Raw genomic sequence first — 14,024 nt, 5'->3', positions numbered from 1 at the left:
CCCGCTCCGGGCTCGCTGCCGGTGCGCACCCGCACAGAACTGCCGTCTTCCTGCATGGTCCCCCGAGTCCCCCCTGTGAGCGACGCGTTCGGTGGTCGGCCGCCGCGTACACCGACATGGTGGGAGCCGGGTCTCGGCCAAAAGGTTGCCGATAGCTTGTCGACTCCCGTCGACGGGGCTGTCGCTCGCCGTGCGGACGCGGGCAGACTCCTGCGGAGCTGAGGGATCGGGGAGGGGGCGGCATGCTGCAATTGCGATTACTCGGGTCTGTCGAACTGGCCACGCCGGAGCGGACGGCCGAGGTGGGACCGCCGCAACGACGCGCTGTGCTCGCGGCGTTGGCCGTGGACGCGGGTCGGCCGGTGGGAGCGGACGTGGTGATCAGACGGGTCTGGGGCACGGCTCCCCCGGACGGGGCCCGGCGCTCCGTCTACTCGCACATCGCCCGGATCCGCCGGATCTGCGAGCAGACGGGCGACGCCGCGGGCGAACGGCTCCGGCTGACGCGCCGGTCCGGCGGATACGTTCTGGAAGCGGGCCCCGAGCAGGTCGACGTGCACCACTTCAGGCGCCTGGTCGACCGGGCACGCGCGGCCCGGCTGCCGGACCCGGCGCGGGCGTCCCTGCTGGAAGAGGCCCTCGGCCTGTGGCGCGGCGAGCCGCTGAGCGGACTGGACGGCTTGTGGGCGGAGCAGGCGCGGGAGGCGTGGCGCCGGGAGCGGACGGACGCGACCGTCGCATGGGCCGGCGTCCGGACGCGTCTGGGCGACCCCGCCGCGGCGATCGGCCCGCTCTCCGCACTCCACGCCGAACATCCGCTGGTGGAGCCACTGGCCGAGGCGCTGATGCGGGCGCTGTACGCCGCCGGACGGGGCGCCGAGGCGCTGGAGTGCTACGCCACCGTCCAGCAGCGGCTGGCGGAGGAACTGGGAACGGACCCCGGCCCGGCGCTGCGCGAGGTCCATCGGACCGTCCTGCGGGGACAGGCGCCGGAGCCGACCGCGCCGGCACGTCCCGTGGCGCCGCCGCGCCCCGGTCCGCAGCGAGGCGTGGTTCCCGCACAACTGCCGGTCGGGGTACGAGGGTTCACCGGCCGGGAGGAGGAACTGTCCCGCCTGGACACGTTCCTCGAGGCGGCCCGGCTGTCGGCCCCCGTGGTGATCTCCGCCCTGTCGGGCACGGCCGGGGTGGGCAAGACCACGCTGGCCGTGCACTGGGGGCACCGGGTACGCAAGCACTTTCCCGACGGGCAGCTCTATGTGAACCTGCGCGGCTTCGACCCGAGCGGATCGTTACGGGACCCGGCGGAGGCACTGCGCGGATTCCTGGACGCCTTCGGAGTGCCCCCGGCCAGGATTCCCACGGGCCTGGAGGCGCAGGCCGCCCTCTACCGGAGCCTGCTGGCCGACCGGCGCGTGCTGGTGGTGCTGGACAACGCCCTGGACGCCCAACAGGTACGGCCGCTGCTGCCCGGCGCGCCCGGTTGCCTGGCCCTGGTCACCAGCCGGAACCGGCTCACCAGCCTGGCCGCGGCCGAGGGCGCCCACCTGCTCGCCATCGACGTGCTCTCCCCCGCCGAGGCCCGGTCCCTGCTGGCCGGCCGGCTCGGCGCCCACCGCACGGCCGCCGAGCCCGCCGCCGTCGCGGACATCGTGGCGCGGTGCGCGGGCCTGCCGCTGGCCCTGGCCGTCGTGGCCGCCCGCGCCGCCGCCCAGCCGCACATCCCGCTCGCCACGCTCGCCGACGAGCTGAGCGACGCCGGCGACCGCCTGGACGCACTCGACGGCGGTGATCCCGCCTCCCAGGTACGGGCCGTCTTCTCCTGGTCCTACGACGCCCTCAGCCCCGCCGCCGCCACGCTCTTCCGGCTGCTCGGGCTGCATCCCGGACCGGACGTCTCGGTACCGGCCGCGGCGAGCCTGGCCGGTGTGCCGGCGGCGCGGGCCCGGGCGCTGCTGGCCGAACTGACCCGGACGCACCTGATCGCCGAACCCGTACCGGGCCGGTACTCCTTCCACGACCTGCTCCGGGCCTATGCCGGGGAACTGGCCCGCTCCCAGGACGAGGAGGACAGCCGCCGTCACGCGACGCACCGGATGCTCGACCACTACCTGCACACCGCTCTGCGGGCACAACGCCTCCTCGGGCCGCCGGCCGACCGGATCCTTCCCTCCCCGGCCCGGCCGCGGTCGGTCCCCGAGGAACCGGCCGGCCGCGAAGCCGCCATGGCCTGGTTCACCGCCGAGCACCCCGTTCTGCTCGCCGCCGTCCGCCTGGCCTTCGAGACCGGTTTCGACACGCACGTCTGGCAGTTGGCAGCGTCCCTGACCACCTACCAGCAGCGAAGAGTGCTGTGGTCCGACTGGAACACCGTCCACACGGTCGCGCTGGCCGCGGCCCGCCGGCTGGCCGATCCGGCGGCGCGGGCGTGCGCCCGCCGCAACCTCGGCAACGCCGCCTCCGCCCTCGGCCGGCAGGCCGAGGCCCGCGCGCACCTCGAACGGGCGGCGGAACTGTACCGGGCGCTCGGCGATCCAGGGGGCGAAGGGCACACCCGTCTCGCCCTCGGCCGGGTCTCGACACGGCAGGGGCGTCGCCCCGAGGCGCTGGAACACTCCCTGCGGGCGGTGGAACTGTTCGACGCCGCGGGCGACCGTGCCTGGCAGGCCCTGGCCCTCAACAACGTCGGCTGGGACCACGCGGTCCTGGGCCACCACCAGCAGGCCATCGTCCACGGCAGGCAGGCGCTCGCCCTGGTGGAGCAGACCGGCCATACCTCCGGCGAGGCTCACACCTGGGACACCCTCGGGTACGCCCATCATCATCTCGGCCAGTACGACGAGGCCGCGGCCTGTTACCGGCAGGCCGCCGCACTCTTCCACGACCTGGGAGACCGTTACTTCGAGGCGGACATCCTCGCCCACCTCGGTGACACCCACCACGCCGCCCGGAACACCGACGCCGCCCGCGACGCCTGGACCCGGTCCCTCACGGTCTTCGAAGAACTCGGCCACCCCGACACCGAGGCGCTGCGTGCCAGACTCCTGCACCACCTCGGCAAGGACCCGGCCGACACCGTGCTCCCGGAACGCGACTGACCGGGCCGCTGACGCGGGACGGCCCACGGCGCGGGCATCCGTCCCCGGGCAGCGGGCCCACCGGCACGGCCGTCGTCCTGCCGGCGTGCCGCAGGCACCGGTTCACTCAGTGAAACCGAACATGACAAGGATGTCGCGGCGCACCACGCTGTCGGACCACCTGACGGTTCTGGCGAGGGGACCGGTCGCCCGCTCCCTCGCCGTGCCTTTCGCTCGCGGCCCTCCGACCGCACACGCGGGGGAGGTCGAGGAGGACGACGATGGAGAATTCCGCGCTGGAACTGCGCGTGCTGGGTCCGCTGGAAGCCGCCGTGCACGGTCGGCCCGTGGGTCTCGGCGGTCCCCAGCCACGGGGCGTGCTGGCCCAGCTCGCGGCCGTGCCCGGCCGGACGGTGAGTGTCTGGGCGCTGGTGGACGGGTTGTGGGGTGCAAGCCCTCCGCAGGACGCCCACCGGACGGTACGTACGTATGTGTCGAGGCTGCGCGCGGCACTGCGCCGCGCCGCCGGAACCGACGCGCCGACGGCGCTGGTCACCCGCCCACCGGGATATCAGCTGCGGGTGGATCCGACGATGGTCGACGCGGTGCGGTTCGAGCGGTCGGTGACATCGGCCAGGCAGACGCTGGGGACACAGCCCCGGCTCGCCTTCGAGCAGCTGACCGCCGCGCTCGGGCTGTGGCGCGGCGACGCCTTCGCCGAGTTCCGCCATCTTCCGGAGATCGCCGCGAGGTCGGCCCGGCTGGAACAGGTCCGGCTGTCGGCGGTGGAGGCCCGGATCGAGGCCGCGCTCGTCCTGCGGCTGGACGCCCAGGCGGCCGTCGAACTGGAGGGACTGGTCCGGGCCCATCCCACACGGGAGCTGCTGTGGGGCCAGCTGATGATCGCGTTCTACCGTCTGGGACGTCAGGCCGACGCGCTGGCCGCGTTCCGCACGGTGCGCGCTCTGCTGAGGGAGGAACACGGGGTCGAGCCCTCGCCGGCCCTTGCCGACGTGCACCACCGGGTCCTCCGGCACGACGTGGCGCTCAGCCACGACCGGCTGCCGCCCCTGCCGGGTTCGGTCCTGCGCGGCCCGTAGGCCGGGTGCTGACCACGCCTTGCAGCCGTGGCCCGTCCCGGGCGGTCGCGGGCCGCGGTGGCCGTCGGGGCGCGGAGCCGGCCCGCGACGGCCGATCGGCCGACGATCAGGAGACGACGATGCGCACGAAGGCGTTCACGGAGTTCAGGCACTGGTTCCCGGTGCCGTCGTCGTGCGCGGTGTAGCCGTTGTCGGAGTAACCGTCGTCCTCGTAGCCCAGTTTCAGGCTCCCGCCCCGGCCGCCGACCACGTACGGCCGTCCGACCACGTTCACCAGCCGTTGCAGGTCGCCCGTCGCCCCCGGAACGGTGATCAGACCGTGGTAGAGGTCGCCGTCCGAGGCCGGATCGACGTACCGCTTCCAGGTCAGCCCCCGGCCTCCGGTCTGCACACAGCCTCCCGCGGTCACCGTGACGTGGTCGCCCGGAAGGAACGAGAAGGGGTACGTCGTCTCGTGCTGGGTCACGACCGGCTCGCTGATCGTGCAGTCGATGGGCAGTGTCGTGCTCGAGCAGCCGGGGCTGTACCGCACGCCCGCCGCCGACAGCGCCGCCGACAGCGCCGTGGGCACTCGCCTGACGTCGCGGTTGACGGAGGACGCGCGGTGCGAGGCCTGAGCCGCGGCCGCAGGCGCGGACCCGGTGGCCGCGGCCGAGGCGAGGGGAGCCGTGCTCGCGGCGGCGCCCGTGGTCAGGGCGGCTACGGCGATGACGGCCATCATGCGCTTTCTCATGCTGGATCACTCCTGGAGGAACGCGGATCTCGCCGGTGAGAGGTCCGACCGGCCTGGACTTCGCCCAGTCTGGTGAAGGCCGTCCACAGTTCGTCCGCGTCTCGTCGACACCTCGTCGACACCTCGTCGACACCCCGGACCGAGCCCGGCGTCTCCGCTTCTCCGGCCGAGGTCGCGCAGCGGGTACCGCGACGCCGGACGCTCGAACCGGCCCGTCCGCGGCTGCGAGCCGGTCCCCAGGTCACAAGCCCCTGCCCCAGGGGCGTTCCGGGGACTTCCGCCGCATGAACAGGGAAGGCCCCGACAGCGCCGAAGGACACGGACGCGCTGTCAGGGCCTCTTTCCCTAGCACTCGATGATGTTCACCGCGAGCCCGCCCCGCGCCGTCTCCTTGTACTTGACGCTCATGTCGGCGCCCGTGTCCTTCATCGTCTTGATGACCTTGTCCAGGGACACTTTGTGCGAGCCGTCGCCGCGCATCGCCATGCGGGCCGCCGTGACCGCCTTCACCGCGGCCATGCCGTTGCGCTCGATGCAGGGGATCTGGACCAGACCGCCCACCGGGTCGCAGGTCAGGCCGAGGTTGTGCTCCATGCCGATCTCGGCCGCGTTCTCGACCTGCTCCGGGGAGCCGCCGAGGACCTCGGCCAGGGCGCCCGCCGCCATCGAGCAGGCCGATCCGACCTCGCCCTGGCAGCCGACCTCGGCACCGGAGATGGAGGCGTTCTCCTTGAAGAGCATGCCGATGGCGCCGGCCGCGAGGAGGAAGCGGACCACGCCGTCCTCGTCCGCGCCGGGAACGAAGTTCATGTAGTAGTGCAGGACCGCCGGGATGATCCCGGCCGCGCCGTTCGTGGGGGCCGTCACCACCCGGCCACCGGCCGCGTTCTCCTCGTTGACCGCCATCGCGTACAGCGTGATCCACTCCATGGAGTGGGCCAACGCATCGCCCTCCGCCCGCAGTTGACGGGCCGTCATGGCGGCGCGGCGGCGCACCCGCAGACCGCCGGGCAGGATGCCCTCCTGGGACATGCCGCGGGACACACAGGACTGCATCACCCGCCAGATCTCCAGCAGTCCGGCGCGGATCTCGTCCTCCGTGCGCCAGGCGCGCTCGTTCTCCAGCATCAGCGAGGAGATCGACAGGCCGGTCTCCTCGGTCAGGCGCAGCAGCTCGTCGCCCGTCCGGAAGGGGTACTTCAGCACCGTGTCGTCGAGCTTGATGCGGTCCTCGCCGACCGCGTCCTCGTCCACGACGAAGCCGCCGCCGACCGAGTAGTAGGTCTTGGACAGCAGTTCCGCGCCCGAGGCGTCGTGGGCCCACACCGTCATGCCGTTGGCGTGGTAGGGCAGGGCCTTGCGCCGGTGCAGCACCAGGTCGTCGTCGAAGGAGAACGGGATCTCATGGCAGTCCAGGAGCCGCAGCCGCGAGGACTCCTTGATCTGCTCCACCCGGCCGTCCGCCCCCGCGACGTCCACGGTGCGGGGGGAGGCGCCCTCCAGGCCGAGCAGGACCGCCTTGGGGGTGCCGTGGCCGTGGCCGGTCGCGCCCAGCGAGCCGTACAGCTCGCAGCGGACCGACGCGGTGGACTCCAGCAGGCCTTCCTTGCGCAGGCGCCGGGCGAACATCCGCGCCGCGCGCATCGGGCCGACCGTGTGGGAGCTGGACGGGCCGATGCCGATCGAGAACAGGTCGAAGACCGAGATGGCCACGAGAACTCCTTCGGAAAGGGTGGGGGCGCACGTCGTCGGGCGCCCCCACCGTGGAACTACTTGTTCAGGCCGGGGTACAGCGGGTGCTTGTCGGCCAGGGCCTTGACCCGGGCCTTCAGCGACTCGACGTCGTACGACGGCTTCAGGGTCTCGGCGATGACGTCCGCGACCTCGGCGAAGTCCTCGGCCGTGAAGCCGCGGGTGGCCAGGGCGGGCGTGCCGATCCTGAGGCCCGACGTCACCATCGGCGGGCGCGGGTCGTTCGGGACCGCGTTGCGGTTGACCGTGATGCCGACCTCGTGGAGACGGTCCTCGGCCTGCTGCCCGTCGAGCTCCGACTCACGCAGGTCGACCAGGATCAGATGGACGTCCGTGCCGCCGGACAGGACGTTCACGCCCGCCTCGCGCGTGTCGTCGGCTGTCAGCCGCTCGGCGAGGATCCGCGCGCCGTCCACCGTACGGCGCTGGCGCTCCTTGAAGTCCTCCGAGGCCGCGACCTTGAAGGAGACCGCCTTGGCGGCGATCACGTGCTCCAGGGGGCCGCCCTGGAAGCCCGGGAAGACGGACGAGTTCAGCTTCTTCGCGAACTCCTTCTTCGCGAGGATGACACCGCCCCGCGGGCCGCCCAGCGTCTTGTGGGTGGTGGAGGTGACGACGTCGGCGTACTCGACCGGGTTCGGGTGCAGACCCGCCGCGACCAGGCCGGCGAAGTGGGCCATGTCCACCCACAGGTAGGCCTCGGCCTCGTCGGCGATCCGGCGGAACTCGGCGAAGTCCAGCTGCCTCGGGTACGCCGACCAGCCCGCGATGATCACCTTCGGGCGGTGCTCCTTGGCGAGCCTCTCGACCTCGGCCATGTCGACCAGTCCGGTCGCGGAGTCCACGTGGTAGGCGACCACGTCGAACTGCTTGCCGGAGAAGTTCAGCCGCATCCCGTGGGTCAGGTGGCCGCCGTGCGCCAGGTCCAGGCCGAGGATGGTGTCCCCCGGCTGGGCGAGGGCGAACAGAGCCGCCTGGTTCGCGGACGCGCCGGAGTGCGGCTGCACGTTGGCGTACTCGGCGCCGAACAGGTCCTTGATCCGGTCGATCGCGATCTGCTCGGCGACGTCGACGTGCTCGCAGCCGCCGTAGTAGCGACGGCCCGGGTAGCCCTCGGCGTACTTGTTGGTCAGGACCGAGCCCTGCGCCTCCATGACCGCGAGCGGAGCGAAGTTCTCCGAGGCGATCATCTCGAGCGTGGACTGCTGGCGGTTCAGCTCGGCGTCGACCGCGGCGGCGATCTCCGGGTCGAGCTCGTGCAGGGGCGTGTTCAGGACGGACATGCGTCTACGACTCCTCAGCCGACGGTGTAGGCGGTGTACTCGTCGGCGGAGAGCAGGTCGCCCGGCTCGTCCGTGACGCGTACCTTGAACAGCCATCCGCCCTCGAAGGGGGCGGAGTTCACCAGCGACGGGTCGTCGACGACGTCCTGGTTGACCTCGGTGATCTCACCGGTGACCGGGGCGTACAGCTCGCTGACCGACTTCGTGGACTCCAGTTCGCCGCAGGACTCGCCCGCGGTCACCGTGTCGCCGACCTCCGGGAGCTGGACGAAGACCACGTCGCCGAGCGCGTTGGCCGCGTGCTCCGTGATGCCGACCGTCGAGACGCCGTCCTCGGCGACCGACAGCCACTCGTGCTCCTTGCTGTAGCGCAGCTGCTGGGGGTTGCTCATGGCCTGAATTCTCCTGTACGCGGGGGAGTGCTGATGAAGGGGGGACGACTGAAGGCGTGCGTGAGCAGCCAGAATGTGCGCGGTCTCACGCGTCGTGGTCTCACGCGTCGCGGACCGCACGCATCGTGGTCTCACGCGTCGCAGTCTCACGCACGGGGCGCGGTGACGCGCCCGGTGTCTACTTCTCGCGCCGGTAGAACGGCAGCGCCACGACCTCGTACGGCTCGTGCGCGCCGCGGATGTCCACGCCGACGCCCCGGGTTCCGGGCGCCGCGTGGGCCGCGTCGACGTACGCCATCGCGATCGGCCTGCCGAGGGTCGGGGAGGGGGCGCCGGAGGTGACCTCGCCGATCACCTCGCCGCCGGCGACGACCGCGTACCCGGCGCGCGGGACGCGGCGTCCCTCGGCGACCAGGCCGACCAGGACGCGCGGCGGCTTCTCCTCGGCGCGGCCGGCGGCCGCGGCGAGCGCCTCGCGGCCCACGAAGTCGCCCTCCTTCTGGAACTTCACCACCCGGCCGAGCCCGGCGTCGAACGGGGTGAGGGAGGTGCTCAGCTCGTGCCCGTACAGCGGCATGCCCGCCTCCAGGCGCAGCGTGTCCCGGCAGGACAGCCCGCAGGGGACCAGGCCGGCGCCTTCGCCTGCCTCGGTCAGCGCCTGCCACAGCTCGACGGCGTGCTCCGGCTTCACGAACAGCTCGAAGCCGTCCTCGCCGGTGTAGCCGGTGCGCGCGATGAGCGCGGGGACGCCGGCGACGGCGCCGGGCAGGCCGGCGTAGTACTTCAGGCCGTCGAGGTCGGCGTCGGTGAGCGACTTCAGGATGCCGGAGGACTGTGGGCCCTGGACGGCGATCAGCGCGTAGGCGTCCCGGTCGTCGCGGACCTCGGCGTCGAAGCCCGCGGAGCGTTCCACGAGCGCGTCGAGCACGACCTGGGCGTTGGAGGCGTTGGCGACGACCATGTACTCGGTCTCGGCGAGCCGGTAGACGATCAGGTCGTCGAGGATGCCGCCGTCGGCCCGGCAGATCATGGTGTAGCGGGCGCGGCCCACGCCCACGGCCGCGAGGTCGCCGACCAGCGCGAAGTTCAGCAGGGCGGCCGCCTGCGGGCCGCTCACCGTGATCTCGCCCATGTGCGAGAGGTCGAAGAGCCCGGCCCGCGTGCGGACGGCGGTGTGCTCGTCGCGCTCGGAGCCGTAGCGCAGGGGCATGTCCCAGCCGGCGAAGTCGGTCATCGTCGCGCCGAGCGAACGATGCAGGGCATCGAGCGCGGTGCGGCGCACGGCCGTGGATTCGGTACTGCTCATCGGTCGTCTCCCAAGGCGATGGGGTCCCCCGCCGCGAGCGGATCCGGGCGTGGGGATGGCGAGGTCGTTCCTCCCCATCTGTCATCGGAACCTGAGAGGTTCGCCATGATCGCGAAGATCGTGGCTTGCACCGTGGGTGGAGCCGCCCGGGGGCGACCCGCTTTTCAGATGTGCCTCGCCCGCGCGGTAACGGGGCCTGAGAGATTCAAGGGAGGGACTTGCTCCTTCGGCGCCCCAGCGAAGCTGCTGCTGAGGACTCTCCCGCGCGGATTCAAACGGCCGGTATGCAGTTGGCGCGGCCATCATCGCACGGCCCGCCCCGATCGCGGCAGGCCGCATCTGTAACCGGCTTGTGTCGGTACGCGCACGAAAACGCGAGGCAGCGCGCATTACCTTCTCTTTACGCTCGACGGGGATGAGGACATCTGACCCCAGGGGAGGACGATCACGGTGAACAGGACGACGAGCACGGCGAGGGCCACGGCGTTCGCGACCGGTGCGGGAGTCGCGCTGCCCGCCCAGCCCGGCCCCCGGGCCCGGGAGGCACACGGCGCGCAGCCCGCCCCCGTCGTCCGCGACCTGCGTGAACGGGCCGGCCGCAGCCCGCACGGCCTGCTCTTCGGACCCCGTGACCTGGTCGTGGTGACCGGCCTGCCCGGCAGCGGCAAGTCCACGCTGATGCGGCGGACCGTGGGCGGCGTCCGCATCGATTCCCAGGACACCCGCGACCGCTGGGACGCCCGCATGCCCCGCTTCCTGCCCTACGCCCTCTACCGCCCCCTGGTGCGGCTCTCCCACTACGCCGGACTGCGCCGCGCCCTGCGCGGCGGCGAGGGCGTCGTCGTGCACGACTGCGGCACGCAGGCCTGGGTCCGCGACTGGCTGGCCCGTGCGGCCCGCCGCCGGGGCGGCGCGCTTCACCTGCTCCTCCTCGACGTCGGCGCGGACACGGCGCTCGAGGGCCAGCGCGAGCGCGGCCGGGGCGTCTCGCGCTACGCCTTCCTGCGGCATCGCCGCGCGGCGGCCCGGCTGCTGTGCTCGGTGGAGAGGGGGCGGCTGCCCGAGGGGTGCGGTTCGGCGGTCCTCCTCGACCGGCCCGCGGCGGACGTCCTGCGCCGAATCGGCTTCACGGGCTGAACCGACCCCCTCGGCACCCGCTAGCCTTTCAGCCACATCAGCGTGAGCGGTTCTCAGCAGGCGGTAGGCAGATGGACTTCCCCCCGGCGGACTTCCCGACGGATTTCCCGGCGCAGGCGCACTCCCATTCGCACGGCGGATGGCCCGGCAACGAGCTGGAGGAGGTGCTCTCCGTCTCCCTCGGCATGCCGGAAGCCGGCGGCCGGATCGTGGAGGTGCTCGGACGCAGCTTCGTCTGGGTGCCGCTGCCCGGCGGCGGCGGACCGCACAGCGGCCCCCTCGACCTGCCCACGCTGGAGCTCGACGGCCAGGTGTACGTGCCGGTCTTCAGCTCGGAGGAGCAGCTCCGCCAGGTCGTCGGCGCGCACATGTCGTTCACGGTCGCGCCGGCCGTGGAGTTCGCCCGGGGGCTGCCCCCGCAGGCCGGCATCCTGGTCAACCCCGACGGCGTGGTCGGCGTCCCGCTGCCGCCGCCCGCCGTGGCCGAGCTGTGCCGGGCGGGCCGTACCGCGCTGGACGGACCGGCGGCCGGCGGCCGGGTCCGTCTCTACGAGCCCGACTGGCAGGACGACCCCGTCGACTTCCTGGCCGCGGCCTCCGCGGAGTTCGAGGCGGTCGGCGTGGTCCGCACGGCCCGCCGCTGCCTCGCCGCGATCGAGACGGCGGACCCGGTGATGTTCGTCGGCGTGGAACTCTCCCAGTGGGAGGGCGACCTGCGTGCCCTCCCACTGGAGGCCCTGGGCAGGGCGCTGGGCGGCACGTCCTCGCCCTGGCCGGTCAACCTGGTGCTGCTGGACGTGGCCCAGGACCCGGTGGGGGAGTGGATGCGGGAGCGGGTGCGCCCCTTCTACACGCGGCTTCCCTAGCGCACCGGCGCAGCGCACCCGCGAGGGCGGCGGCCGGTCCGGCGAGGGGCGGCGATCCCGCGTTGCGGCGGCGCCGGAGGCGGCGGCCCCGCAGGGCGGCGGGACCGCGTCCGCCGGCGGCCCGGCGGCGGGGGCGCCCGGTCACGAACGGACAGCACCCGCCGACGCGCCACGTCCCACGGCCCCTTGGACGCTTAAGCTGGACTCCGACGCGGGGCAACACAGAAGAAGGGCGGTACAGGTGAGCGCCAGCGGCATCGCGACCGGTCAGGTCGAGCACATGCTGCGCCAGGTCACGCCCGGGCGCTACGACGCCTACGAGGCCCTCCTGCGCGCGCTCGCGACCCCGTCCTCCGGCCAGGTCTGGATGCTGCTGTGGCACGGCCAGGCCGGCTCCCCGGACGCCCAGTACGGGAACATGGAGGTCGACGGCCACGGCTACGCGCCGTGCGTGACGTCCGCCCAGGAGCTCAGCGCCAGCGGCTGGAACAGATCGTACGAGGTGATCGACGGGCTCGACGCGGCCCGGACGCTCTACCCCGACCACTACGGCCTCTGGCTGAACCCGCACGCGCCCGGCGGCGGCATCGGCATTCCCTGGCTGGATCTGCGCCGCATCGCCACCGGCCTGGAACGTCAGCCCGCGGGCCCGCTGCGGCTGTCCGAGCCCGGCATCGAGATCCCGCAGTTCTACGCCCTGCTCGCGCAGAACGCCCACCGCACGCCGGTGGTCCGCGCACTGCGCCGGGCCTGGGTGCAGCCGGCGCTGGGCGCGCCCTATCTGGCCCTCGGGCTGGACGTCTACGAGACCTCCCCGCCGGCCGTGGACGCCGTCCGGGCGATGATGCAGCAGTCCATCGGCGCGGTGCCGGACGGGCTGCCGGTCTCGACGGTCGCCATGACCGACGAGTACGACCCCGTCGTGATGTGGATGCGCGCCAACGCGAGGCCGTTCTACGACCGCGAGGCGCACGCCGCCGCGCCCGCGCAGGCTCCCGTGGGCGGCTACGGCTATCCGCCCACCGGACGCTACTGACCCGTTCGCCGTTCCTGCCCCGCGGCAGGAGTCGGACTTCTTCGCGCGTAGATAGCGGCGATAAATGACGGACGCGCCCAATGTGTCCTGATAAGTACCCGTCCGGGGGGCGTTACCCGCCGTCCGGATAACGGAACCCCTCTACCCGCATCACGTTTACGCATCCATTCACTGCCAAGTCTGGCTACAGATCGCCAAACCGTTGAAGACTCCGGCGTCAGGGGACTTATCCCCTGCGTATTACGGACTGATCACGCCGCTACAGCGGCAAGTGCGGGCCGGCTACCGCCGGTTGAGAGGGGTCCCTGCCAGATGACGGCACCATTGCACGAGCCGACCGCGGAAGCGGCCCCGAGCGCGGCCGAGGAAGCGTCGGTCGCCACCAGCGGCGCCAAGGCCGTTCAGGGCCGTTCCCTGGGCCGGATCGCCTGGGAGCGCCTCAAGCGGGACAAGCTCGCCCTCACGGGCGGAATCGTCGTACTCCTCCTCGTGGTGGTCGCGCTGCTCGCGCCCGTCATCACGAGCCTCCTCGGGCAGGACCCGAACGAGTACCACGAGAACCTCATCGACCCGCTCTTCGGTACGCCCACGGGCTCGTTGGGCGGCGTCAGCGGCGACCACCTGCTCGGCGTCGAGCCGGTCAACGGCCGCGACATCCTCGCCCGCGTCCTCTACGGGGCCCGGATCTCCCTGCTGGTCGGCTTCCTGTCGGCCGTGGTGGCCGTGATCCTCGGAACGGTGCTGGGCATCCTCGCCGGCTTCTTCGGCGGCTGGGTCGACTCCCTGATCAGCCGGGTGATGGACGGTCTGCTCGCGTTCCCGCAGCTGCTGTTCATCATCGCGCTGGTCTCCGTCATGCCGAACGACATGCTCGGCCTGACCGGGTCGAACGTGCGCGTGTTCGTGATGATCCTGGTCATCGGCTTCTTCGGCTGGCCCTACATCGGACGTGTGGTGCGCGGCCAGACGCTCTCGCTGCGCGAGCGCGAGTACGTCGAGGCCGCCCGATCGCTGGGCGCGGGGCGGCTGTACATCCTGTTCAAGGAACTGCTCCCCAACCTGGTCGCCCCGATCGTCGTGTACACGACGATGATGATCCCCACCAACATCCTCACCGAGGCGGCGCTCAGCTTCCTGGGCGTCGGGGTCAAGCCGCCCACCGCCTCGTGGGGGCAGATGCTCTCGAGCGCGATCGACTACTACGAGTCCGACCCCATGTACATGGTGGTCCCCGGTGTGGCGATCTTCATCACCGTCCTGGCGTTCAACCTCTTCGGTGACGGCATCCGGGACGCGCTCGACCCCAAGGCCTCGCGCTGATCCGCCCCGCAGGGGATCCGCG

The 14,024-nt window shown here is 72.4% G+C and carries 11 protein-coding genes and 2 riboswitches; of the genes, 6 read left to right on the top strand and 5 right to left on the bottom strand.

From position 1 onward, the window contains the following. The first annotated feature begins 242 nt into the window (after nt 1-242). Nucleotides 243-3,098, top strand: coding sequence for an AfsR/SARP family transcriptional regulator (locus tag IE239_RS30300; RefSeq protein WP_190152623.1), 2,856 nt, complete (start codon nt 243-245; stop codon nt 3,096-3,098). A gap of 260 nt (nt 3,099-3,358) precedes the next feature. After that, the gene (locus tag IE239_RS30295) at nt 3,359-4,177 is read left to right on the top strand and encodes an AfsR/SARP family transcriptional regulator (RefSeq protein ID WP_190152622.1); all 819 of its coding nucleotides are present in this window, start codon (nt 3,359-3,361) and stop codon (nt 4,175-4,177) included. A 106-nt stretch (nt 4,178-4,283) separates the two neighbouring features. Here IE239_RS30295 and IE239_RS30290 read toward each other — a convergent pair whose 3' ends face one another. From IE239_RS30290 to gcvT, 5 genes are all read right to left on the bottom strand, one after another. Continuing rightward, complete coding sequence (locus tag IE239_RS30290) at nt 4,284-4,910, bottom strand: hypothetical protein (protein ID WP_190152621.1); 627 nt, start codon at nt 4,908-4,910, stop codon at nt 4,284-4,286. 345 nt (nt 4,911-5,255) lie between these two features. Further along, the gene (locus IE239_RS30285; protein ID WP_190152620.1) at nt 5,256-6,623 is read right to left on the bottom strand and encodes an L-serine ammonia-lyase; all 1,368 of its coding nucleotides are present in this window, start codon (nt 6,621-6,623) and stop codon (nt 5,256-5,258) included. A 56-nt stretch (nt 6,624-6,679) separates the two neighbouring features. Continuing rightward, nucleotides 6,680-7,945: a serine hydroxymethyltransferase gene (gene glyA, locus IE239_RS30280; protein WP_229878397.1), complete on the bottom strand. Its 1,266-nt coding sequence runs from the start codon at nt 7,943-7,945 to the stop codon at nt 6,680-6,682. 14 nt (nt 7,946-7,959) lie between these two features. Continuing rightward, nucleotides 7,960-8,337 carry a glycine cleavage system protein GcvH gene (gcvH, locus tag IE239_RS30275; RefSeq protein WP_190152619.1) on the bottom strand — a complete coding sequence of 126 codons (378 nt, stop codon included), beginning with the start codon at nt 8,335-8,337 and terminating at the stop codon, nt 7,960-7,962. A 178-nt stretch (nt 8,338-8,515) separates the two neighbouring features. Next, nucleotides 8,516-9,643 carry a glycine cleavage system aminomethyltransferase GcvT gene (gene gcvT, locus IE239_RS30270; RefSeq protein WP_190152618.1) on the bottom strand — a complete coding sequence of 376 codons (1,128 nt, stop codon included), beginning with the start codon at nt 9,641-9,643 and terminating at the stop codon, nt 8,516-8,518. Nucleotides 9,644-9,711: 68 nt separating this feature from the next. Continuing rightward, nucleotides 9,712-9,817, bottom strand: a riboswitch (glycine riboswitch). Further along, nucleotides 9,818-9,917: riboswitch (glycine riboswitch) on the bottom strand. It abuts the riboswitch before it with no gap. Between the two features lie 170 nt (nt 9,918-10,087). On the opposite strand from gcvT, the gene IE239_RS30265 reads away from it, so the two are divergent. From IE239_RS30265 to IE239_RS30250, 4 genes are all read left to right on the top strand, one after another. Beyond that, the gene (locus tag IE239_RS30265; protein WP_190152672.1) at nt 10,088-10,780 is read left to right on the top strand and encodes an AAA family ATPase; all 693 of its coding nucleotides are present in this window, start codon (nt 10,088-10,090) and stop codon (nt 10,778-10,780) included. 71 nt (nt 10,781-10,851) lie between these two features. Further along, nucleotides 10,852-11,646, top strand: coding sequence for an enhanced serine sensitivity protein SseB (locus tag IE239_RS30260; protein ID WP_190152617.1), 795 nt, complete (start codon nt 10,852-10,854; stop codon nt 11,644-11,646). A 241-nt stretch (nt 11,647-11,887) separates the two neighbouring features. Then, complete coding sequence (locus tag IE239_RS30255; RefSeq protein ID WP_190152616.1) at nt 11,888-12,682, top strand: enhanced serine sensitivity protein SseB C-terminal domain-containing protein; 795 nt, start codon at nt 11,888-11,890, stop codon at nt 12,680-12,682. Nucleotides 12,683-12,994: 312 nt separating this feature from the next. Continuing rightward, nucleotides 12,995-14,002, top strand: a complete 1,008-nt coding sequence (locus IE239_RS30250) for an ABC transporter permease (RefSeq protein WP_190152615.1) — start codon at nt 12,995-12,997, stop codon at nt 14,000-14,002. Nucleotides 14,003-14,024: the final 22 nt, after the last annotated feature.

It is taken from the genome of Streptomyces humidus, assembly GCF_014649655.1.
GTDB lineage: Bacteria > Actinomycetota > Actinomycetes > Streptomycetales > Streptomycetaceae > Streptomyces > Streptomyces humidus.
Note: the sequence above shows the minus strand (reverse complement) of the source record. Positions and strands in the feature narration are given on the sequence as shown.

Coding starts and splice junctions, on each gene's coding strand:
- IE239_RS30300 (WP_190152623.1), top strand. CDS start 243: ATGCTGCAATTGCGATTACTCGGGTCTGTCGAACTGGCCACGCCGGAG.
- IE239_RS30295 (WP_190152622.1), top strand. CDS start 3,359: ATGGAGAATTCCGCGCTGGAACTGCGCGTGCTGGGTCCGCTGGAAGCC.
- IE239_RS30290 (WP_190152621.1), bottom strand. CDS start 4,910: ATGAGAAAGCGCATGATGGCCGTCATCGCCGTAGCCGCCCTGACCACG.
- glyA (WP_229878397.1), bottom strand. CDS start 7,945: ATGTCCGTCCTGAACACGCCCCTGCACGAGCTCGACCCGGAGATCGCC.
- gcvH (WP_190152619.1), bottom strand. CDS start 8,337: ATGAGCAACCCCCAGCAGCTGCGCTACAGCAAGGAGCACGAGTGGCTG.
- gcvT (WP_190152618.1), bottom strand. CDS start 9,643: ATGAGCAGTACCGAATCCACGGCCGTGCGCCGCACCGCGCTCGATGCC.
- IE239_RS30260 (WP_190152617.1), top strand. CDS start 10,852: ATGGACTTCCCCCCGGCGGACTTCCCGACGGATTTCCCGGCGCAGGCG.
- IE239_RS30250 (WP_190152615.1), top strand. CDS start 12,995: ATGACGGCACCATTGCACGAGCCGACCGCGGAAGCGGCCCCGAGCGCG.